The organism is Saonia sp. (genome assembly GCF_056326165.1).
This window is the reverse complement of sequence record NZ_JBWFBN010000002.1, coordinates 193,452-215,050: the sequence shown is the minus strand read 5'-3', so window position 1 is coordinate 215,050 and position 21,599 is coordinate 193,452. Positions and strand designations below refer to the sequence as shown.

The following is a 21,599-nucleotide window of genomic DNA, read 5'->3' as shown; positions in this document are numbered from 1 at the left end:
CAAAGGGTTTATTAAGAGGGCATTTTAAAATATCTCAAAATTACACTTAAATCCATTTTATTTTTGAGTCCATTCTTGATATGATTTCAAATCCATATACATATACTATCAAGAATCTTTTGCAACTACTAAATAGTAATTTGGACTATGGATTAAGCAAGCAAGAGGCATCTATTCGTCTCTCTATTTATCATAAAAACGAAATTCCCAAAAAAGGACCAAAAAAAAGATGGCGAATTCTAGCCAAACAATTTGCAGACCCTATCATATATATTTTAGTTTTTGCAACTTTATTGGCCTTTTTTTTTAGTAATTGGTCAGAAGGTGTAGCCATACTGATAGTAATTATAATTACCATTGGCATTGGTTACTTCATGGAGTTACAGGCAGAACGCTCTTTGGAATCCCTTCGTAAATTAGGGCAAACTATGACCCGTGTTTTACGGTCTGGAAAAATATCAAAAATAAGAGCTTCTCTATTGGTTCCTGGTGATATTATATTATTAAATGTAGGTGACATAGTCCCAGCTGATGCTCGCATAATCAGACATGATACTCTTATAGTTAAAGAGAGTAGTTTAACAGGAGAAAGCGCGTCCATAGAAAAAAACACAGCTGTTTTACCAAGTCGAACACCATTACCTGAGCAATATAATATGGTTTTTAAGGGAACTTTAATAAGTGGTGGAACTGGAAAAGCTATTATAACGGCCACTGGCATCCACACACAATTGGGGAAAATTCAACAAATGGGATTGGAGGTTAATAAAAAAAATACACCTCTAGAAAAAAAATTGAACCAGTTAAGCAAATGGCTTATTAGATTAACCCTTGTTTTTACTGTTCTTATTGTTATTGCAGGATTAATAAGAGGAAGGGACTTATTTTTTATGTTAGAAATTGGAGTAGCTCTAGCCGTTGCAACAATACCCGAAGGATTACCCATTGTTGCTACCATAGCATTGGCCAGAGGTATGCTAAGATTGTCCAAGAAAAACGTAATTGTTAAAAATCTGGAAGCTGTAGAGACATTGGGAGCTACAAATATTATTTGTTCGGATAAAACAGGGACACTTACCGAAGACTCATTAAAAGTGCACACATTACTTTTCGAAACCAAATCCATCTCGGATATTTACCATGAGGATAATACTCTTTTTAAGACACTTAAAAACGAAAAGGCCTTTCATGAGATGTTGATGACAAGTATTCTTTGCAACGATGCCCAGCTACTTGATAAAACTTTATTAGGAGATACCTTAGATATATCCTTAATGGATTTTGCAAAATATGTAGGATATGATTTAATAACTATCCAAAACCAACATCCTGAAATAACCCAAATCCCCTTTGACAATCAACATAAAATGATGGTTACCGTTAACCAAAGTAAAACGGGTTTTCATACATACGCCAAAGGAGCATTTGAAAGTATTGTGACCCAATGTAATACTATTCTTAAAGGTAATAAAGTCATCGCTTTTGATAATAAAAACAAATGGGCGCTCTTAGTAGATGAATTAGCTTCCAAAGGACTCCGCACTCTAGCTTTTGCCTATAAAGAAATAAAAGCTCAACCCAAAAAAGAAATGTTACTGCAACAACTCACTTTTATTGGGGTAATAGGTTTTTTAGATCCAGCGAGAGAAGATATTAAAGCTACAATTAACATATATAAAAATGCAGGTATTAAAGTGGTTATGATGACCGGAGACCATCTGGGTACTGCTAAAAAAATAGCTGAAGAGGTGGGTATATTACCATTGAATGCGCCAATTGAAAAAATAAAACACGGCAGAAATCTAGAAAACCAAAATATAAATGATGAAAATGCAAAACAGATACTAGATGTCTCCGTCTTTGCAAGAGTAGTTCCAGAACAAAAATTAAACTTGGTTACTTTCTACCAGAAACACAAAAATATTGTGGGAATGATAGGTGACGGCATCAATGATGTACCTGCATTAAGGAAAGCAGATATTGGTATAGCCATGGGAATTCGTGGAACGGAAGCAGCTAAGGAAGCTGCGGATATGATTCTAAAAAATGACAAGTTTACAGCAATAGAATTGGCTATTAGACAAGGAAGAGTCATTTATCAAAATATACGCCAATTTGTAGTATATCTCTTGTCTAGTAATTTGGCTGAAATTATTTCTGTTGGCCTTGCGGCCCTTTTTAATTTACCATCCCCTTTGTTGCCATTGCAAATTTTATTTCTAAACTTAATTACGGACATTTTTCCCGCATTAGCCTTAGGTCTAGGGAAAGGTGATAATAATATTATGCAACAACTGCCAAGAAAATTTGATGAACCGATTATGACCCCTAAACTTTGGTATGCCACTTTAATCTATGGATTATCAATTAGCACAGCTATTCTTGGCATTACAATTTACACCCATTTTATTATGAAATTACCTTCCGAAACTATTAATAACATGGCATTTTTTACTTTAATTATAGCCCAATTATTTAACATATTTAATATTCCAAGTGAAAAAGTATCCTTTTTCAAGAATGAGGTAACAACTAATTTGTGGGTGTGGATAGCCATTATTCTATGCGCTATGCTAACCCTAATTTCATTATCAATACCTTCAATTACCAAAGCACTTTCTATAGTCCATCTTTCCTTAAATCAATATGCTCTTGTTTGTTTGTTTGCATTTGGGTCTCTTTTATTGGCGCAATTCATAAAACGTTTTACAAATATTTTATAAAACCAAAAATACTTTTCAACCTATTTAATTTTGAATAGAGCTAATGGAAATTTTTGGAATTAGTAATCTGTTTTTAGCTTGTAAAGCTTCATTTGCTGCTTGGTAACCAAGCTCAAAAATGACATCTATATCTTTTAAAGAGAAAGTACTGAAACCCCCTATGTTCTTTGGGCAAATTAATAAATCACAATCATCAAATTTTAATATTGAATCATTTGCTGTTCTTATTTTATAAGCGCGTTCCAAAACAGAATATGAGTGTTTAAGACTTTCAATTTTTATTTCATCAAAATAATTCACGTATACACCAACAATCTGGTCACAATACATCTGTATTAAATCTACAGGAAAGTTATTCAATGTTCCCCCATCCACATAATACTCATTATTGACTTTTACAGGAGTAAAGACACCAGGAAAAGCAGCAGAAGCTAAAATAGGTCTAATTAGTTCTCCTTTGTTAAACACCTTTAAACTACCATCTAGAATATTAGTTGCAGTGATAAAAAGAGGTTTTTTTAAACTTTCAAAATCATCTATTGGTAAATATGCCGCCAGTAAATTGTAAAATTTTTCAGTATCTACAAATCCTGGTTTTTTTCTGGCAAATTTGTCTATTTTAAAAATTTGAATTGTTTTAAAAAAATCCAATATTTCATCCCATTTACGTCCCCAAGCATATAAAGCCCCTACAATAGCTCCTGAACTTGTGCCAGCTATATGAGTAGGAAAAATATCATGTTCTTCTAATGCCTTTATTGCTCCAATATGGGCAATACCTCTAACTCCTCCACCTGAAAGTACTAATCCCGTATTCATTTTATATAAAGTTTGATTATTACTTCGAAAATATTTTATACAGAACAATAATAAAATGATATGTATCATATTTTCCTTTTTAATACTTAAGTGTTAATGACCAATATCATTTCTCAGAACAGATGGCACTGATACTTTTGATTAACTTTTGTAATCTAAGTATATAGAAGTTATGATTGTCCATAATAGAGGCAATTATGCTAAAGAATATAGTATTATATAAAACATGGAAAATCAAGCAGTTGACATAACCCTTTATCAAAGTATTTTTGAATCTTCTTTGGAGGCAATATTAGTAGTGGATATACAAGGCAATATTCTAATGACAAACCCATCATATGAACATATGCTTGGATACAATTCTGGAGAACTAATTAATGCAAAAAATATTGGTCATAGTATTTATGATATTACAATTCTTTCTCAGAAACAGATTTCAAAAATAAAAGAAGATATTCAAAAAACATTACAAGGAAACAATTTAGTCTTTGAAGTAGAGTATATGAACAAAATATATTCTGCAACCTCTATTCCACTGCACACAAGTCATAACCCAGCTCCAAAAATTTTATTTGTTTATACCAATATTTCAAAACAAAAACGGGCACAACAAGAGTTGACAAATGCCCTTAAACTGGAGCAAGAGGTAAATGAACTTAAGTCTCGTTTTATATCCATGGCCTCGCATGAATTTCGTACACCGTTAAGTGCAATTTTGTCTTCAGCTATTCTAATTGGAAAACAAAATGAACCTGGAATGGAAGAAAGAAGGGAAAAACATGTGGCTAGAATAAGAACAAATGTAAAAAATCTAGTAGTTATCCTAAATGATTTTCTATCCCTTGGAAAGCTTGAAGAAGGGAAAATAAAAGTTAAACCACAATATTTTGAGCTTGTTCAATTCACAAAATTATTGATTGAGGAAATGGAATCTAGCAAAAAAAATGGTCAAATTATAATTTTTGAACATAATAATAAAGTCATAAATACTTACTTAGATCCAAAATTATTAAGCCATATTCTTATAAATATTTTATCAAATTCCATAAAATATTCAGGTGAAAACACAAAAATACTATTCAACCTAAATCAAAAAAAAGAGTATTTATCATTAGAAGTTATAGATGAAGGTATCGGGATTCCAGAAGATGAGCAAAAGAACTTATTTGAACGTTTTTACCGTGCCAATAATGCAACTAATATACAAGGTACCGGATTGGGATTGCATATAGTAAAACAATATATAGAATTAATGGGAGGTACTATAAGCTTTACTAGTAAAGTAAACATAGGAACCTCTTTTATAATACACCTACCCTTAAATCTAAAAGAAAATGAAAAAAATACTACTAATTGAGGACAATAAAGATGTTCGGGAAAATACAGCTGATATTTTAGAATTGGCAAATTATATAACAACTACCGCTGAAAATGGTAAAATTGGAGTGGAAAAAGCAAAAAAAGATGTGCCCGATTTAATTATTTGCGATATCATGATGCCAGAATTGAATGGATATGAAGTAATAAAGGCCTTGAGTAAAAATAGCGCAACCGCAAGTATTCCTTTTATATTTTTGACAGCAAAAACAAGTAAAGCAGACATACGAATGGGCATGAACTTGGGAGCAGATGATTATTTAACCAAACCCTTTGAGGAAAAGGAATTACTAGATGCAATTTTTAGTAGGCTAAAGAAACATGATTTTCTTAAAAAAGAAATTGCTAAAAACATGGAAGGGATTAATGTTTTTTTAAAAGAAGCATCACAATATGTTGATTTGGAAAGTCTATATAAAGACCAGCGTTTAAAAAAAATTAAGAAAAAAGAAATTGTATTTTGGGAAGAAGATGCTGCCCATTCTCTATATTTTATAGAAAGTGGTATTATTAAAACTTATAAGAGTACAGAATCTGGAAAAGAACTTGTTACTGGTATTTATGGTGCTGGTAATTTTATAGGTCAACTATCCTTGGTAAGCGATAGGGGCACCTATTCCGAAACCGCAATCATAATCGAAGATGCAGAAATATTTGAAATACCAAAAAACGATTTTACAAAACTACTTTATGGAAACCATATGGTTTCTCAAAAGTTTATTGAAATGATTTCAAATAATTTAATTAATCTTCAAGAACAACTAATAGATATGGCATTTGTCTCCGTTCGACAACGAGCAGCAAAAGCACTTTTAAAATTATATGAAAACGGTATAATCCATGATAAAGCTCAAAATGGCATTGGTATTCCACGAGAAGATTTTGCGGGGATGATAGGAACGGCAACCGAAACTGCAATTCGAACACTATCAAATTTTAAGGATGAAGGTTTAATAGCTACAGATCAAGGTAGAAGAATTATTCTTATAGACAAAAATAAACTAAATCATATTTCAAATTTCGGTTAAGTTTTTTAATGAAAAAATCAATAAAAAAGTTCATTCATGATATATATCATTTCAACTAACATAGCAAGTTTGCATTTTTATGGTGTTTATAAAAGATAAAATAATTAACCATGGAAAGCACAGTAAATTACAGTGAAAAAGAATTTCGCATATATATATCAAATATATTTCCCAGTCTTATAGAATTCAAAGACAAAGAGGATAAAACCTCATTCAATGCATTACTGATTAAAATTTTACCCAAAGTAAAAAAATATATTTCTAAAAGATTATATACGGCAATATCCAAAGGCAATATTTCAAAAGGCAAGTACAAAATTGATGATTTTGTGGATCAACTTTTTATTGAAGTTTATGACAACCTGGATGAAATTGAAAACAAAAAAGACTTTCATACATGGTTATTTAAAAAGGCTGACCAATTAATGGAAGATGTTATCATTGAAGAAGAATTTGATACACTTTTTTTTGAGAACATTGATGATTATTCTAGGGCTGAATGGGATGATATGGCTGAAAAATTTACCACAGATGGGGATGGCGATTTAGTTATGATGGAAGAAATGGATGATATCTCTTATAGAAAACACGATTATATTTCGAAGAATATTTTTTTAGACGATAGTTATAAAGACTTAATGGTCAAATTAAATAGGGATTTAGGCAAAGAAAATATTATAAAACACACTGAAATGGTAATGCATCATTTACCTCCTTCTATGCAAGCAGTTTTTGACCTATTTACAGAACAACAATTTAATTTGGATGAAATTGCCCAAATACGAAACCATACTATTCAGGAAGTTGAATCTTTATTGGAAGAAGCAAGAAAAATTCTTGAAACAAGTTTTTACAATAGGTATTTTAGAAATAAGTAAGAATTCACAATGCAGATTTAGCAATTCACATTATCAATAGAAAACAATCCAAAAAAGGCTAACTTCTTTGCAAACATTGCTGTATAGATAATATAAGGTCTTCCAAATCAGAAGGTTTTACAATATAGTCATATACTCCAAAATCAAATGCCTTTTTAATTTCAGATTTTTCACTTTTTGCACTAAAAAAAATTACTGGTATTCTCTTATGGTATGGGTTTTTTCCCAATTCTTCTAGTAGTTCAAAACCATCCATTTCAGGCATAAGAATATCGCAAACTATAATGTCTGGAATAGAAAGAGATATTTTATCCAGGCCCTCTTTTCCATTATTAGCAGTAATAGTTCTAAACCCTTCCATTTCTAAAAATTCGGCTGTATTTTCCCTAATGACACGATTATCTTCAATGATTAGAATGGTAGCCACTTTTACAAACAATTTGTGTTTAACAATAATAAAAACTTAGGGGGTATTGTTTAAAAGTAAGTAATTTCTTAATAGGAAACACAAGAAATTTAAGGATTGGTCAAGTGTTGTTCATTATAATCTAAACTCACCCTTTTTAAATACTAAAAAATATGAATCTGAGGTTTTTAAAATTGGTCGTTCTTGAATATAGAAATAACAATATAGAAACCTAGTATAGCAGATAATACAAATCCTATTGCACCCAACAATGGGACTCCATATACCATTGGCGGCATTTTTGTCATAACTAAAATTGAAGACCCTATAGACAAAGCAGCAATTATAACCGCAAATGCCAATCGGTTGGAGGCTTTACTCAATGAGTGTTGAAGTTCTTTTAACCCCTTATGTTCATGGACCACTACTAATTTGCCATCTTTTATCTTCTTTAATATACCATTTAAATCCTCTGGAAGATTACTTACAAAATCGCTCATATTCCATAAACGTGTCAAATTCTTTTTAAAAAGGTGCTTAAAATTAAATCTATTTCGGGCTATCTTAGAAAGATATGGTTGTAAATTATCTGTAATATTAAATTCTGGATCTAATTTAAGTCCAACACCTTCTATAATAATCAAAGAGCGCATAAGCATATACAGATAATGTGGCAATACTATCTTGTTCTCAAAAAGAATATTCTTGAATTGTGTAAGTGTATTCCCCAATTTTATATTTTGAATGGCTGTATTACTAACTCCTTCCACCAATTCATACAAGTCATACTCTAGTTTTTTTCTATTTGTAATTTCAGTTTTTACAGCAATACTTTCCAGTAGTGGAATAATTTTCTTGAAGTCTTTTTGCAAAAAACAAAGAAGAAGGTTACTTAAGGCCTCCCTATCTTTTGGCATTATTGTTCCCATCATACCAAAATCCAAAAAACAAATCTGTCTGGTTTTTGGCAATACAAAAATATTTCCGGGATGTGGATCAGCATGAAAAAAACCATGTTCCAGTACTTGTTCCATATATAGGTCTACACCAACTTTTGCCACTAGGGCAGAATCTATATTCAAAGAATTTAAGGTATCTAATTTTGATACCTTGACTCCCTCAATAAACTCCATACATATTATTCTATTAGTGGATAGTTCTCTATATACAACCGGTACATGAATAGCCTCATTATTCTTAAAATTTTTGGCGAACTGCTCCATGTTATCTATTTCTCTTAAAAACTGAAGCTCTTCCTTGATGCTTCTTTCAAATGAAGCTACAATTTGCATAGGTTGAAAAGCTTGTGCTTGCGCACTGTGTTTTTCAAGGCTTTGGGCAATTTGTTTCATTATCAAGATATCAGCGTCTATAACCCCCTCGATATTGGGTCGTTGAATTTTGAGAATTACATCCTCCCCATTAAGTAGTTGTGCCTTATGCACCTGTGCAAGAGATGCAGAAGCAAGTGGTTCAGGGTCAATGAACTTAAAAAAATCAGTAACTACAATGTTAAGTTCTTCTTCTATAACTTTATCAGCTATAAAATCTTTTAAAGGAAGGGAATGATCTTGTAATTTTTCCAGTTCAACAATTAAATCTTTAGGGAACATATCTTCTCTATTGCTGAAAATCTGACCTAATTTCACATAACTAGGCCCCAATTCTTCCAAAACCATTCTTATACGCTCAAATTTTGAAAAAGAAATATTTTTTTGAGTATCTGGATGTTTTTCTAGATAACTATTTGGTATTAAGTTTTTAAACCTGTTACTGGCTATGACATTTTCAAATCCATACTTGGCAAGTACAGTAAAAAGCCTATTATATCTTTTAAGTTCTTTTGATTTAAGAAATTTTACCCCCATCACACCTTCTTAGTTCCTCTTTTAATTAACAATTTTGTATGTGCTCTTTAAGGTTTCTGGGGTTCTGACTCCCAAAACCTTTTCTAAACCCTCTTCATAAATCACTTCTTTTTTTAATAAAAGTTGTGCTAAATTTTCTAATTCCTCTCTATGAATAATCAATAGTTTCTTGGTTCTTTCATAAGCGTCACTTATAAGGTTTTGAACTTCCTTATCAATCTGCATAGCCATATTCTCACTGTATGGTTTCCATAACAAGCGCTCATTTTCTCCAGTAGAATCATAAAAACTTATATTACCAATCTCTTTGTCCAATCCATAATAGGCTACCATATTATAAGCCTGCTTGGTGACTTTTTCTAAATCATCCAAGGCACTAGAAGAGACTTCATTAAAAATTATTTCTTCTGCTGCCCTACCTCCCAATGAAGCACAAATTTGGTCCATGAATTGACTTTTAGTGATTATCTGGTGTTCTTCTGGCAAATACCATGCAGCCCCCAAGGATTTACCTCTTGGAATAATGGAAACCTTGACCAAAGAAGCTACATTTTTTAAATGCCAACTTGCAACGGCATGGCCCGCTTCATGATAGGCAACAATTTTTTTTTCTTTAGGAGAAATAATTTTACTTTTCCTTTCAAGACCGCCTACAACTCGATCTCTGGCTTGCATAAAATCTTCTTGTTCTACCCTTACCTTTTTTTTCCTTGCAGCTATCAATGCAGCTTCATTGCAAATATTGGCAATATCCGCCCCGGAAAAACCAGGGGTTAACGAAGCCAAAATGTCCACATCAACATTTGGTTCTTTTTTTATGGGTCTTAAATGAACCTGAAATATCTCTTTGCGTTCTTCTTTAGTGGGTAATTCCAAATAAATATGACGATCAAACCTACCTGGGCGCAATAATGCTTTATCAAGAATATCTGCCCTATTTGTAGCGGCGAGAACAATAACACCTGTGTTTGTACCAAACCCATCCAACTCAGTCAACAACTGGTTTAAAGTACTTTCTCTTTCATCATTTGCCTGAAATGAATTGGCCTTGCCACGGGAACGACCAATAGCATCAATTTCATCAATAAAAATAATACTAGGGGCTTTTTCTTTAGCTTGTTTAAATAAATCCCTTACCCTTGAAGCCCCTACTCCAACAAACATTTCTACAAACTCTGAACCAGATAAAGAAAAAAATGGCACTTTAGCCTCTCCTGCCACTGCTCTTGCCATTAAAGTTTTACCAGTTCCTGGAGGGCCTACAAGCATAACACCTTTTGGTATCTTAGCCCCAAGTCTTGTATATTCCTGTGGGTTTTTAAGAAAATCAACTATTTCCTTTACTTCTATTTTGGCTTCTTTTAGACCCGCAACATCATTGAACGTAACTGTACTTTTTGTATCCGTGCCCAAAAGTTTTGCTGTTGACTTTCCAAAAGTAAAAATAGAGTTTCCCATTCCACCCGTTCCCATTCTTCTATAGATTAAGATCCAAAAGAAAACTATAATTACCAATGGAAATAACCAAGTAACAATACTGGTCCAATTGGTGCGATTTATGTATCTAACATCAATTTTACTTTCTACTGGGAAACCCTGTTGTGCTTTCTGTAACTTATTTTCAAAACTTTCAACTGACCCTATATAAAGATTATAATGTGGGCCTATTTTGGTCTTAAACAGATTTTCTGCGATATTCTCGTATTTTGAATCTTTTAGATGTTTTTCCTTAATATATATTTCTGCCACTTCTTTATTGACAACTATAATCTTATCCACTTCATGCTGACTTAACATGTCCTTTTCAAATTCTAACCATCCTATCTCTTTTGTAGCAGCAATAGGATTTGATAAAAAAGAAAATAGAATAATGAAAACAGTCAATACAACATATATCCAATAAACCCCAGAAGTAAATTTTGGTTTATTGCTTTTTGATGGTTCAAGATCTTCATTCATTATTTTTCCAATATTACAAATTGGTCCAGTGCTTCCATGGCCTCACATCCATATACCACAGATGGTCCACCACCCATTAGTATGGCCACTCCAATAGTTTCTAAAATCTCTTCAGAAGTTGCCCCAGATTGTAATGCATCATGAACATGAAAAGCGATACAACCATCACAGCGAACAGTAATTGCAATCCCCAGTGCTATGAGTTCTTTAGTTTTGGAAGTTAATGCTCCTTGGGTTATACCTGCCTCATGCAATGAGGAGAAACTGTTCATTACAGTAGGTATTCTTTCACCTAACTTTTGCATGTTCTTCGATAAGTCATTATAATTTTTTGAATAGTCCTTTGCCATTTTATAAATATTTAGTGAGGTAAATTAATTCTTAACCAATGATTGCCATATCACTGAGAGATTCAAAACTATTTCATATCTATATCTTATAAAATGATTTATATCATTTTCAATTTATTGACTATCAACTTACTTTATAGAATTAAATTAATAAGACATGAAAAGAACAAAGTTTCATATTCTAGTCATTTCCATTTTAGGTCTTTTAGCTTTTGAAAGTTGTGGTTCTATTGTAATTACATCTAGACCAGACCACCCTCCCCCACCATGGTTCTATCCAAATAGGTTGGAAGTAGTACGATATGTCTATTTTCCCGAATACAATTTCTATTTTGATTTAACATTAAGAAATTATATCTATTTGGATAGGGGTACTTGGATACGGGTCAATACATTGCCTCCAAAATATAATGGTATTGATTTAAGAAGGTCCAGATATGAAAGGGTAAGAGAATATAATGGGGACAATATAAAACGCTACCATGATGAAAACAATTTAAATAGAGGTAGAAGCAATAGAAGTACTACAAGAAGAATTAATTAATGAAAAAAAATAATTCAAAAATCTTAATCTTATTAAAATGAAAAAGGCAATAGCGTTCTTGTTACTATTACTCATTGCTGGATGTAATGGACAAGAAAAAAATAAGTCAGAAAAAGAAGAAAAGAAAGAAACTGCTGAAAAACCCGAAGGACAGTGGGATGCAAAAAAAGAATACGATGAGTTTGGAAATCTTATTAAATATGATTCTATCTACTCCTATTCCTATTCCAATATCGAAGGTGACTCACTAAAAGTAAATCTGGATAGTATTATGGATTCCTTTAGGGGGTTTTTTGATGAAAGGGTTCCTTTTTCTTGGAAAAATAGATTCTCTTACTTTCCCGAGACTGATTCCCTTTTTATGAAAGATTTCTTTACTGAGGACTATTTTTTTAAAAATTGGGAAAAACAACATTCAGAATTACAAGAAATGATGAAGAAAATGGATTCTACCAGAAACGCTTTTTTAAAGAAATATCATCCTGGATTATTGGAGTCCAAAGAATACAATTAAGGTAATAAGTGGCATCCGTTTTTAAAATATAGGCAATACTTTGTTTTAAAAACGGATGTTCATTTAACGGACCAATTGAAATGCCTGCTTTGCTATTTCCAATTCTTCATTGGTCGGGATGACCAAAATTTTAACCTTGGAAGAAGAGGTGCTTATATCCCTCAGAGAATTTGATTTCAGTTTGTTTTTTTCCTTATCTAAATTAATTTTTAAATAATCCATATTTGAACAAACAAGTTCCCTGAGCACACTTGAATTTTCTCCTACTCCAGCTGTAAATATGATTGCATCCAAACCGTTCATGATAGCTCCATAAGACCCAATATATTTTTTAATACGATAGGCGTTCATTTCCAAAGCCAAAATACAGTCTGCACTTCCTTTTTCTGCCTCGGCTTGTATATCCCTTAAATCACTATATCCGGTAAGTCCCAACATACCACTTTTTTTAAGTAATATTTCTTCGACCTTGTACAAATCATAACCTAGAATATTTACAAAATGAAAAATAATGGAATGGTCTATATCTCCACTTCTAGAACCCATAATGAGTCCGTTGGAAGGGGTAAATCCCAAACTATGGTCCAAACTTTTTCCATTCTCTATTGCTGTTATACTACAGCCATTCCCTAAATGGATTGAGATTATTTTTGCTTTTGGGTTCTGCAAATAATCAATGGCCTTTTCGGAAACATACTTATGGCTTGTGCCGTGAAAACCATATACCTGAATTCCATACTTTGTGTACAGTTCATTGGGAATGGCATACTTTTTTGCCTTTATGGGTATGGATTGATGAAAAGCGGTATCAAAAACCGCAACCTGTTTGGCAGCGTTAAAAATATGCTCTGCTAGCACAATTCCTTCCAAATTGTGGGGATTGTGTAAAGGAGCTAATACCGAATATTCTTTAATTTTGTCTTTTACCTCCCGGTTTACCAAAGTTGTTTTGGAATAAGTATTCCCTCCATGAACAACCCTATGGCCTACAGCATCAATTTCTTTTACATCAGCAATAACACCTTTTTCTGAATCCAATAAAAACGCTGCTATTTTTTTTAATCCAACTTGGTGGGTCAATATTTCTTCCTCTTCTTCAATTGATATTTTACTCGTTTTATATTTTATAATAGCTTTCTTGGAACTTATTCGTTCTATAATACCTTCACAAATTACTTTTTCTGAAGGCATTTCTATTAACTGATATTTTATGGATGAACTTCCCGAATTAATAACCAATACTTTCATTACAACATCCATTTTTAAATTCCTTGTGCCTGTATTGCCGTAATTATGACCGTATTGAAAATATCTTCCACTGTACAGCCACGACTTAAATCATTCACGGGCTTCTTTAGTCCCTGTAACATTGGCCCTATGGCCAAAGCTCCTGTTTCCCTTTGCACTGCCTTATAAGTATTGTTCCCCGTATTTAAATCGGGGAAAATAAATACACTTGCCCTGCCTGCAACTTTGGAATCTGGCATTTTATTTTTAGCTACCCCTATATCCACAGCGGCATCATATTGTATAGGTCCCTCTACTTTTAAATCAGGTCTCATTTTCTTTACTAATTCCGTTGCCTTACGAACTCTATCCACATCCTCCCCAGTACCAGAACTTCCCGAAGAATAGGATAACATGGCTATACGAGGTTCAATTCCAAATGCCAAACTTGTAGTTGCTGAAGAAATTGCAATTTCAGCCAACTGCTCTGCTGTTGGGTTTGGATTAATGGCGCAATCACCAAAAATGGTCACCCGATTGTCCAAACACATAAAAAATACCGAAGATACCACAGAAACACCTGGGACTGTTTTTACTAACTGAAGAGCTGGGCGTATGGTATGCTGGGTAGTATGTACGGCTCCGGAAACCATACCATCTGCATGACCTTTATAGACCATCATGGTGCCAAAATAGGAGACATCTCCCATAAGATCACGGGCCACTGCAAGGTTTATGTTTTTGTGCTTCCGTAATTCATATAATGTATTGGTGTAATCTTCAAAATTTGAGGATTCAGTCGGGTTTATGATTGCGATTTCATTCAAATCAAGAGAAATATCCAGTTGCAAGATTTTGGCTTCAATTTCCTTAGGGTCTCCCAATAACGTAATTTTCACCGCATTGGAATCTATCAATTGTTTTGTCGCAATAAGAATACGTTCATCTGTTCCTTCTGGCAGCACTATATGTTTCTTTTGTGATTTTGCCCTTTTCAAAAGGTTATACTGAAACATTCTTGGTGTTATCCCTTCAGGTTCAAATGTTATTAGACGCTCTGCCAAATCATCAACAGGCACAAATTTTTCAAAATCCTGAATGGACGTCTTTATTTTCTGTGAATTCTCAGCATATATTTTTGATTTAATGGCACCAATTCTATTGGTAATGGAAAAAGTGCCACCCTTTACGGAAACGATTGGAACAATATCTGTTAAGCCCTCCATTAGTTTAATAATAGAGTCTTCGGGTATCAGCCCCCCCGTAAGGACAATCCCAGAAATAGTAGGATAATTACTGGAAATATTCGCCTGTAGCGCTCCCAAAATTATATCTGCCCTATCTCCAGGGGTAATGACTAAACTTTCCTTTTTTAAATGGGTCAAATAATTACGTAGCTGCATAGCACCTACACTATAAGCTCCTGCTTGGTTATTGATATACGATTCCCCAAATAAAATTTTACCCTTAAGGTTTTCCACAATTTCCTTTACCGTGGGTTTAGCCAAAACAGGATTTAATGGTATAACTCCCGCAAGCACATTTTTGGGAAGTTTCATTTTCAATTCACTTATTACCAAAGGCACATTCTCAGCTTGTATTTTATTGGCCACTGCCATTAAAACCTCAACACCTTTTTCTTTAAAAGAGTCACAGGCCATATATAAATTACCAACCAGTTCTTCTAAGGTCTTGCCAATACCACTGGCTAGAATAATTGTTGGAATACCTAAATTCTTAGCTATCAACACATTAACATCCCATTCTATTATGGCTCCTTCACCAGAAAAATCAGTGCCTTCCACCAATATAAAATCAAAGCGATCTTCAATAGCTTTGTATTTCCTTATAATGGTACTTATAATTTCATCATCTTTATCCTGATTCTTTTTTTGGATTATCTCACCACGTGTGTAGGCATAGGTATCCTCATATTTTTGGTTTAAATCAAAATACGAAATCATGGTATTGATATGATTATCCATACCATTGGCATTGTCATCAATAATAGGTCTAAAATATCCAACTTGGGCTGTCTTGCCCAATAGTATTTGCATAAGCCCCAAAGAAATAATGGACTTTCCACTATTGGATTCTGTTGTGGCAATATATATGGCTTTACTCATTATTACGCTACTTCTTTAATATCAAATTTAATAGATTCTTGTTGGTCTTATTCTTAATAATCTAAATAAGTTATTGCAAAATTATGTTTAACAAGAAGCCTTAAGCATGACTTTGGTCATATACATCACGGTTATAGATTAATAAATTTGACTCTAATAGATAACTATATTAAAGTGAAAACAATACTATACGCTACAGATTACTCAGAGAATTCAGCAGCCGCTTTAAAATATGCCTGTGAAATGAGTACACAATTAGGAACTCGGTTGGTCATCACCCATGTTTTTGAATATCCTACCATCATTAGTACGGAGGGACTTAACGAACCTTTTCCCCATTTGGAAAGAAATGCCCGTAAAATGCACCGTTCCAAATTGGAAGAATTCTGTACTCAACATTTGGGCAACAAATGGGAGAACCCAAATATCCAATTAGAGGCGGTAGAAAACAATTCTGTTGTACAAGGTATAATCTCAAAAGCCGTTGACTGGCATGCCTATTTAATTGTTACCGGAATAAAAGGTGGAAGTGCTCTAAGAGAAATTATTATGGGAAGTACTACCAAACGTCTTATTGACCAAGCTCCCTGCCCCATTATGGCCATTCCGGCCGATGCCAGCTATATGCCTCTCAAAACCATTGTTTACGCCACGGACTTTGAGGAAGAAGATGTTTACGCTATTAGAAAGCTTTCTGAAATGGCAGAACAATACAGCGCCAAAATAAACATCGTACATATTTCAACACAAAAAGAATATAAAGGAGATATGCTTTTGGAGTGGTTCAAAGAAATGCTGCAAAAAAAGGTTACATACAAGAATATAGATTTTAAAATATTATTTACGGATAATGTTTTTGATTCCCTTATAAAATACCTCAATGATGCCGATGCAGATTTAATGGTGATGCTAGAAAGAGAAAATGAAGGCTTCCTAAAAAAATGGTTCCATAGGGATCTGGTAAAGAAAATGGAGTCTTATGGTAAAGTACCTCTGTTAAGTTTTAGGGGTGCCAATCACCAACTGTTTTATTTTAAAAAAGCTCTATAAATTCATTAAAATGGCGAGAAGATTATACATCATATTGATTATTATATCCTTGGGATTGGGATTTTATCTATACTCTATAATAGAAACACATTCTAAAATATTCCTCATAATAATTGCAGGAATCATTTTTTCATTTTTTAGCATGGGTATCCACGGATTAATAGCGCATTCCACAAATCCAAAGACAAAAGAAGGTGGTGTTTTACTATACCCTCTTCTTATGGGCGCTCTTTGGGCATTTCTTTTCTTTTTGTTTGTATTCTTTATCCTACCGGTTTTTTGCCCAGATTTTTTAATTCAAATGTAGATGGTTTTTCAAACCATATAGTATAAAAAATATAGTAAAATGGGGTTTTTATAAAACAAAAACGGGAGACTAAAGTCTCCCGTTTTCTATGAAAAGATAAAATTTGTCAATACTTCCAATTTAGCCTTTAAATCTCTTTATTTCTAAAGCAACATAAAGATTAATTTTTCAATAAAAACTCCATTCACCTCTTCATTAAGACTCCCAATCCCCTAAAGGAACAGGAACATATCTTGATATTTTAAAGAAACCAGGGTACGCAGGCACCCTGGTTTCAATGAAAGTATGAGCTCTACTAAATAATCACTAACATGATTGGCACACAAACTTATCTCTAAATTCATATGAAATCAAAAGTTTTAAGAAGTATCTCTGATACCTTCATAAGGGGTGGATTATATTGCTACTCTCCAACACCTATACTTTATTATTTTCAAAGAACTGTTTTTCATTTAATTATACAGCTAATATACAAGGTCTTTATTACTGGGAAAATGACCTAGGTCAGTTTATTGTTTTTTTTTCATATTTAATTTAATTCCTTCATATAATGCATCCACGTCATCCTTTTGACAAAGTTGAGTTCCATGGTGCATTGTGGCCGCTGTTCCACAAGCTACTCCATATTGTACCATTTCCCTATAAGACTTGCCTTCCAATAAACTAAGAACCATGCCAGCGACCATGCTGTCCCCCGCTCCTATCATACTTTTTTGTTGAACTATGGGTGCCGGTACATACTCCAACAGGTTTTTGGTAACCAACAAAGCACCCTTTCCTCCAAGTGAGACCACCATGACCATACAGGAATGCTCCTCTACAAATTTTTTGGCCAATGTTTCCAATTCCGAAAAAGAAATAGAACTAACACCAAATAAATCACTGATTTCCAACAAATTGGGTTTAAAAAGAAAAATATCTCCAGAAACAGCTTGCTTTAAAGCATTACCCTTTGTATCAAGAATTAATTTTGCTTTTTTTTGTTTTACAATTGAAGCCACTTTGACAAAAAAATCATCGGGAATACCAGGAGGAAGTTTTCCACTGGCCACAAAATAATCTCCTTCATTTAAAAATTTTTCAATACATTCTAAACTTTCTCTCCATTCTTTTTCCAATACGAAAGGTCCTGGCACACAAAAGCGATACTCCAAATCCGTGGAAATATCCCTGACCGATAAATTTTCCCGTGTACTACCATTGATGTCTATGACTTCTTGAAGTAATCGTTCATGTTCCATTAAATTATACAAATGCTTACCTGTAGGTCCGCCTGCCAAATAAATGGCTCTGGAAGACCCCTCGAGATTTCCAATAGCCCTGGACACATTAACACCACCTCCACCAGCATAATAAATTGGAGTGGTACATTGGGATTCAATATTTGGTTTAAGTCCCCTTATCGTAGTATTCTTGTCAACGACTGGATTTACGGTAAGAGTAATTACATTGCTCATTAATTCAATTGCTGCTCAATGCTGTACCAAAAGTGACAAAACTTTCTTCAGCCTTATTAATATTTTCTATTCCTTTTAGCAATGCATCCGGATTAAAGGAAATACTGTCTATTCCTTCTTTTACCAAGAACTTTGCAAACTCGGGAAAATCACTGGGTGCTTGTCCACACAGACCTATTTTTGTACCAGTCTCCCTTGCCGACTTTATAGCCATTGTAATCATGCGTTTTGCAGCCATATTGTTTTCATCAAACAACTGACCCATTATTTCAGAATCTCTATCAATTCCCAAAGTAAGTTGGGTTAAATCATTGGAACCAATTGAAAAGCCGTCAAAAATCTCCGCAAATTCCTTGGCTAAAATCACATTGCTTGGAATCTCCACCATGGTATACACTTTAAGCCCATTCTCCCCTCGTTTTAATCCATTGCTTTCCATAATATTGATGACCCTTTTTCCTTCTTGAAGAGTTCTACAAAAAGGAACCATTACCTTGAGGTTTGTAAGTCCAATGGTATCCCTCACCTTTTTTATTGCTGCACATTCCAATGCAAATCCTTCTTTGTACAAATCACTATAATATCTTGAGGCTCCCCTAAATCCCAACATCGGATTTTCTTCTTCTGGTTCAAAATCTTTTCCCCCAACTAAATTGGCATATTCATTGGTTTTAAAGTCACTTAACCTAACTATCACTTCCTTTGGGTAGAATGCAGAAGCAATCACAGAAATGCCTTCCGCCAATTTGTCAATAAAATAATCTGTCTTGTTCCTATAGTTTTTTGTAAGTAGTTCTATTTCCTTCTTAACGGATACATCCTTGATTCTATCATAATCCACAAGTGCCATAGGATGTATTTTTACCATATGCGTAATTATGAACTCCATTCTCAAAAGGCCTACACCATCGTTTGGGTAAAATGAAAGTTGAAATGCATTTTCTGGGTCTGCCAAAATCATTTTGGCTTCCACTTTTGGCATTTCTATATTGGAAAAATCTATTTCCCGCTCCTCGTAATTTAAATTACCCTCATATACATAACCCGTTTTTCCTTCGGCGCAAGAAATTGTAATGGTAGCTCCATTGGCAATTTTTGAAGTTGCATTGCCACAACCCACTATAGCTGGAACACCCAATTCTCTAGCAACTATTGCCGCATGACTTGTTCTTCCACCTTTATTTGTGATAATGCCCCCAACGCGCTTTAATAGGGGGTCCCAATCCGGGGTTATGGTATCAGTTACAATTATGGTTTTTGAAGATAGTTCATCAGCATCCCTAGGGGATTTTAGAAAAACAGCATTGCCCACTTTTATTTTGGACCCTACTGCATTGCCATCCACTAGTACCTTGCTTTTTTCCAATAACTTATATTCTATATGAATACTTTTATTTCTAGTTTGGTGCACTGTTTCTGGTCTAGCTTGAATTATGAACAATTCATTCGTAATTCCATCTTTTGCCCATTCTATATCCATGGGTTGATTATAATGTTCTTCAATGAGCATGGCCCATTGTGCCAGTTTAATTATTTCATCATCAGTAAGTACATACTGCTCTTGTTTATGGGATGGGGTGTTTACATTTAGAATAGGTTTGTTTTCGGTATCTATACCATAGACCATAGTGAGTTTTTTATCTCCAAGTTTTTTTTGCAGAATGGGGTACTTGCCCAGCTTTAAGCTTGGCTTAAAAACATAAAACTCATCGGGGTTAACAGTTCCTTGCACAATGTTCTCTCCTAGCCCCCAAACCCCAGATAGTAATATTGCATTTTCAAAACCAGATTCTGGTTCAATGGTAAAACCTACCCCTGAGCAGCCTTTATCGGCTCGCACCATTTTTTGCACCCCAACAGACAGAGCCACATCTCCATGTTTAAAACCCTTATCATCCCTATATTTAATAGCTCTATTTGTATATAATGAGGCAAAACATTTTTTAACGGCTATTAAGATTTCATCTTTACCCTTTACATTTAAAAAAGTATCATGTTGCCCAGCAAAACTTGCATCTGGAAGGTCTTCCGCTGTAGCACTACTTCTTACGGCAACTGCACAACTTTCATGATTGCCGCACAAACTTATATAAGCGTCCGTTATTTCTTTTGAGATGGAAATTGATAATTCCGCATCCATAATGAGTCCTCTTGCCCTTTCCCCAATCTCATTTAAATTGGAATAATTTTCTGTATCCAATTCTTTTAAAACACTTTCCAAAGGCTTCCTAATTAAATTTTCTTCCAAAAAATCCCAAAAAGCATTGGAAGTAGTCGCAAAACCATCGGGAATTTTAATTCCCTCTGATGTTAATTGATTGTACATTTCCCCCAAAGAAGCATTTTTGCCCCCTACATGGGCAATATCCTTAATACCTATCTCACTGAATTTAATTATTCTGGATTCCATTTTCTTTTATAGTTTTTTATTTATAGGGTAAAATTCCGTATCCCATGTTCAAAAGAAATATTCCAACAAAAAATAATATTACATAAAGAACCTGCATTAGCTTAACATTAATAAGTTGTAAAGCTGCGGAAGATCGAATAGGAAACGTGAAAAGTGCGATTCCTATAGATATAGAAATCCATCCTAGAAAAGTAATTATTATGGGCCATTCACTTGTCCATACATTATGAAATAGAATATTTAGCAATCCAACAATGATTGCAATGAACGCAGTTATAAGCAAAAACTTGGGGTCTTTCAAATATTCAAAAATATCGCGAATACGTTGTGGGTTAAAACTCAGTACCAAGAAGAAAATTATTAGGTAGAAGCCCCAAAATTTTGCCAAAAACAAAGAAACGACCATAATAGTAATTTATTGATTATCTGAGGTTAAATGTAAGCTGAAGATATCATCACAAAAATGATTTAGGTCATTGTCCAACACTGGAAAGAAAGATAATTTTGAAGCAATGACCCTAAAGAACAAAGGTCATTTGTACACTCGAATATTAAT

The 21,599-nt window shown here is 33.7% G+C and carries 17 protein-coding genes; 8 read left to right on the top strand and 9 right to left on the bottom strand.

Annotated elements, in window-relative coordinates:
- The first annotated feature begins 80 nt into the window (after positions 1–80).
- A complete protein-coding gene (locus AC000W_RS03620) occupies positions 81–2,723 on the top strand; it encodes a cation-translocating P-type ATPase (RefSeq protein WP_474746094.1) in 2,643 nt (880 codons plus the stop codon).
- A gap of 24 nt (positions 2,724–2,747) precedes the next feature.
- Here the strand turns inward: AC000W_RS03620 and AC000W_RS03615 are convergent, their stop codons facing one another.
- On the bottom strand, positions 2,748–3,542 hold the full coding sequence (locus AC000W_RS03615) for a patatin-like phospholipase family protein (protein ID WP_474746093.1): 795 nt from the start codon (positions 3,540–3,542) through the stop codon (positions 2,748–2,750).
- Between the two features lie 226 nt (positions 3,543–3,768).
- Here AC000W_RS03615 and AC000W_RS03610 point away from each other — a divergent pair, with 226 nt between their 5' ends.
- From AC000W_RS03610 to AC000W_RS03600, 3 genes are all read left to right on the top strand, one after another.
- A complete protein-coding gene (locus AC000W_RS03610) occupies positions 3,769–4,899 on the top strand; it encodes a PAS domain-containing sensor histidine kinase (protein ID WP_474746091.1) in 1,131 nt (376 codons plus the stop codon).
- Complete coding sequence (locus AC000W_RS03605; RefSeq protein WP_474746089.1) at positions 4,877–5,947, top strand: response regulator; 1,071 nt, start codon at positions 4,877–4,879, stop codon at positions 5,945–5,947. The genes AC000W_RS03610 and AC000W_RS03605 overlap by 23 nt, the downstream gene beginning before the upstream one ends.
- 110 nt (positions 5,948–6,057) lie before the next feature.
- Entirely contained in the window at positions 6,058–6,825 is a 768-nt protein-coding gene (locus AC000W_RS03600) for a sigma-70 RNA polymerase sigma factor region 4 domain-containing protein (protein ID WP_474746087.1), read from the top strand.
- 58 nt (positions 6,826–6,883) lie between these two features.
- Here the strand turns inward: AC000W_RS03600 and AC000W_RS03595 are convergent, their stop codons facing one another.
- The 4 genes from AC000W_RS03595 to AC000W_RS03580 all read right to left on the bottom strand — a co-directional run bounded on the left by AC000W_RS03595 (position 6,884) and on the right by AC000W_RS03580 (position 11,408).
- Positions 6,884–7,252 (bottom strand): response regulator, encoded by a 369-nt coding sequence (locus tag AC000W_RS03595; RefSeq protein WP_474746085.1) that lies wholly within the window; start codon positions 7,250–7,252, stop codon positions 6,884–6,886.
- 167 nt (positions 7,253–7,419) lie between these two features.
- Complete coding sequence (locus AC000W_RS03590) at positions 7,420–9,099, bottom strand: ABC1 kinase family protein (protein ID WP_474746083.1); 1,680 nt, start codon at positions 9,097–9,099, stop codon at positions 7,420–7,422.
- Positions 9,100–9,120: 21 nt separating this feature from the next.
- Complete coding sequence (gene ftsH, locus AC000W_RS03585) at positions 9,121–11,058, bottom strand: ATP-dependent zinc metalloprotease FtsH (protein WP_474746081.1); 1,938 nt, start codon at positions 11,056–11,058, stop codon at positions 9,121–9,123.
- Positions 11,058–11,408 (bottom strand): carboxymuconolactone decarboxylase family protein, encoded by a 351-nt coding sequence (locus AC000W_RS03580; RefSeq protein ID WP_474746078.1) that lies wholly within the window; start codon positions 11,406–11,408, stop codon positions 11,058–11,060. The genes ftsH and AC000W_RS03580 overlap by 1 nt, the downstream gene beginning before the upstream one ends.
- Before the next feature lie 157 nt (positions 11,409–11,565).
- Between AC000W_RS03580 and AC000W_RS03575 the strand changes: the two genes are divergently transcribed.
- On the top strand, positions 11,566–11,952 hold the full coding sequence (locus AC000W_RS03575) for a hypothetical protein (protein WP_474746076.1): 387 nt from the start codon (positions 11,566–11,568) through the stop codon (positions 11,950–11,952).
- Positions 11,953–11,989: 37 nt separating this feature from the next.
- On the top strand, positions 11,990–12,466 hold the full coding sequence (locus tag AC000W_RS03570; RefSeq protein ID WP_474746074.1) for a hypothetical protein: 477 nt from the start codon (positions 11,990–11,992) through the stop codon (positions 12,464–12,466).
- 63 nt (positions 12,467–12,529) lie between these two features.
- On the opposite strand, the gene AC000W_RS03565 is transcribed toward AC000W_RS03570, so the two are convergent.
- Positions 12,530–13,714 (bottom strand): acetate/propionate family kinase, encoded by a 1,185-nt coding sequence (locus tag AC000W_RS03565; RefSeq protein ID WP_474746072.1) that lies wholly within the window; start codon positions 13,712–13,714, stop codon positions 12,530–12,532.
- Between the two features lie 14 nt (positions 13,715–13,728).
- Positions 13,729–15,819 carry a phosphate acetyltransferase gene (gene pta / locus AC000W_RS03560; protein WP_474746070.1) on the bottom strand — a complete coding sequence of 697 codons (2,091 nt, stop codon included), beginning with the start codon at positions 15,817–15,819 and terminating at the stop codon, positions 13,729–13,731.
- Positions 15,820–15,993: 174 nt separating this feature from the next.
- Here pta and AC000W_RS03555 point away from each other — a divergent pair, with 174 nt between their 5' ends.
- On the top strand, positions 15,994–16,869 hold the full coding sequence (locus tag AC000W_RS03555) for a universal stress protein (protein WP_474746068.1): 876 nt from the start codon (positions 15,994–15,996) through the stop codon (positions 16,867–16,869).
- A 10-nt stretch (positions 16,870–16,879) separates the two neighbouring features.
- A complete protein-coding gene (locus AC000W_RS03550; protein ID WP_474746066.1) occupies positions 16,880–17,176 on the top strand; it encodes a hypothetical protein in 297 nt (98 codons plus the stop codon).
- A 509-nt stretch (positions 17,177–17,685) separates the two neighbouring features.
- Here the strand turns inward: AC000W_RS03550 and AC000W_RS03545 are convergent.
- A complete protein-coding gene (locus AC000W_RS03545; protein ID WP_474746064.1) occupies positions 17,686–18,633 on the bottom strand; it encodes a 1-phosphofructokinase family hexose kinase in 948 nt (315 codons plus the stop codon).
- Between the two features lie 4 nt (positions 18,634–18,637).
- Positions 18,638–21,043 (bottom strand): phosphoenolpyruvate synthase, encoded by a 2,406-nt coding sequence (ppsA, locus tag AC000W_RS03540; RefSeq protein WP_474746062.1) that lies wholly within the window; start codon positions 21,041–21,043, stop codon positions 18,638–18,640.
- Positions 21,044–21,599 lie beyond the last annotated feature (556 nt).

What these genes read in the sequence shown, in the direction of transcription:
- AC000W_RS03565 (WP_474746072.1), bottom strand. Translation starts at nt 13,714, where the DNA reads ATGAAAGTATTGGTTATTAATTCGGGAAGTTCATCCATAAAATATCAG.
- AC000W_RS03600 (WP_474746087.1), top strand. Translation starts at nt 6,058, where the DNA reads ATGGAAAGCACAGTAAATTACAGTGAAAAAGAATTTCGCATATATATA.
- AC000W_RS03580 (WP_474746078.1), bottom strand. Translation starts at nt 11,408, where the DNA reads ATGGCAAAGGACTATTCAAAAAATTATAATGACTTATCGAAGAACATG.
- pta (WP_474746070.1), bottom strand. Translation starts at nt 15,819, where the DNA reads ATGAGTAAAGCCATATATATTGCCACAACAGAATCCAATAGTGGAAAG.
- AC000W_RS03550 (WP_474746066.1), top strand. Translation starts at nt 16,880, where the DNA reads ATGGCGAGAAGATTATACATCATATTGATTATTATATCCTTGGGATTG.
- AC000W_RS03615 (WP_474746093.1), bottom strand. Translation starts at nt 3,542, where the DNA reads ATGAATACGGGATTAGTACTTTCAGGTGGAGGAGTTAGAGGTATTGCC.
- ftsH (WP_474746081.1), bottom strand. Translation starts at nt 11,058, where the DNA reads ATGAATGAAGATCTTGAACCATCAAAAAGCAATAAACCAAAATTTACT.
- AC000W_RS03605 (WP_474746089.1), top strand. Translation starts at nt 4,877, where the DNA reads ATGAAAAAAATACTACTAATTGAGGACAATAAAGATGTTCGGGAAAAT.
- AC000W_RS03570 (WP_474746074.1), top strand. Translation starts at nt 11,990, where the DNA reads ATGAAAAAGGCAATAGCGTTCTTGTTACTATTACTCATTGCTGGATGT.
- ppsA (WP_474746062.1), bottom strand. Translation starts at nt 21,043, where the DNA reads ATGGAATCCAGAATAATTAAATTCAGTGAGATAGGTATTAAGGATATT.
- AC000W_RS03575 (WP_474746076.1), top strand. Translation starts at nt 11,566, where the DNA reads ATGAAAAGAACAAAGTTTCATATTCTAGTCATTTCCATTTTAGGTCTT.
- AC000W_RS03610 (WP_474746091.1), top strand. Translation starts at nt 3,769, where the DNA reads ATGGAAAATCAAGCAGTTGACATAACCCTTTATCAAAGTATTTTTGAA.
- AC000W_RS03545 (WP_474746064.1), bottom strand. Translation starts at nt 18,633, where the DNA reads ATGAGCAATGTAATTACTCTTACCGTAAATCCAGTCGTTGACAAGAAT.
- AC000W_RS03620 (WP_474746094.1), top strand. Translation starts at nt 81, where the DNA reads ATGATTTCAAATCCATATACATATACTATCAAGAATCTTTTGCAACTA.
- AC000W_RS03590 (WP_474746083.1), bottom strand. Translation starts at nt 9,099, where the DNA reads ATGGGGGTAAAATTTCTTAAATCAAAAGAACTTAAAAGATATAATAGG.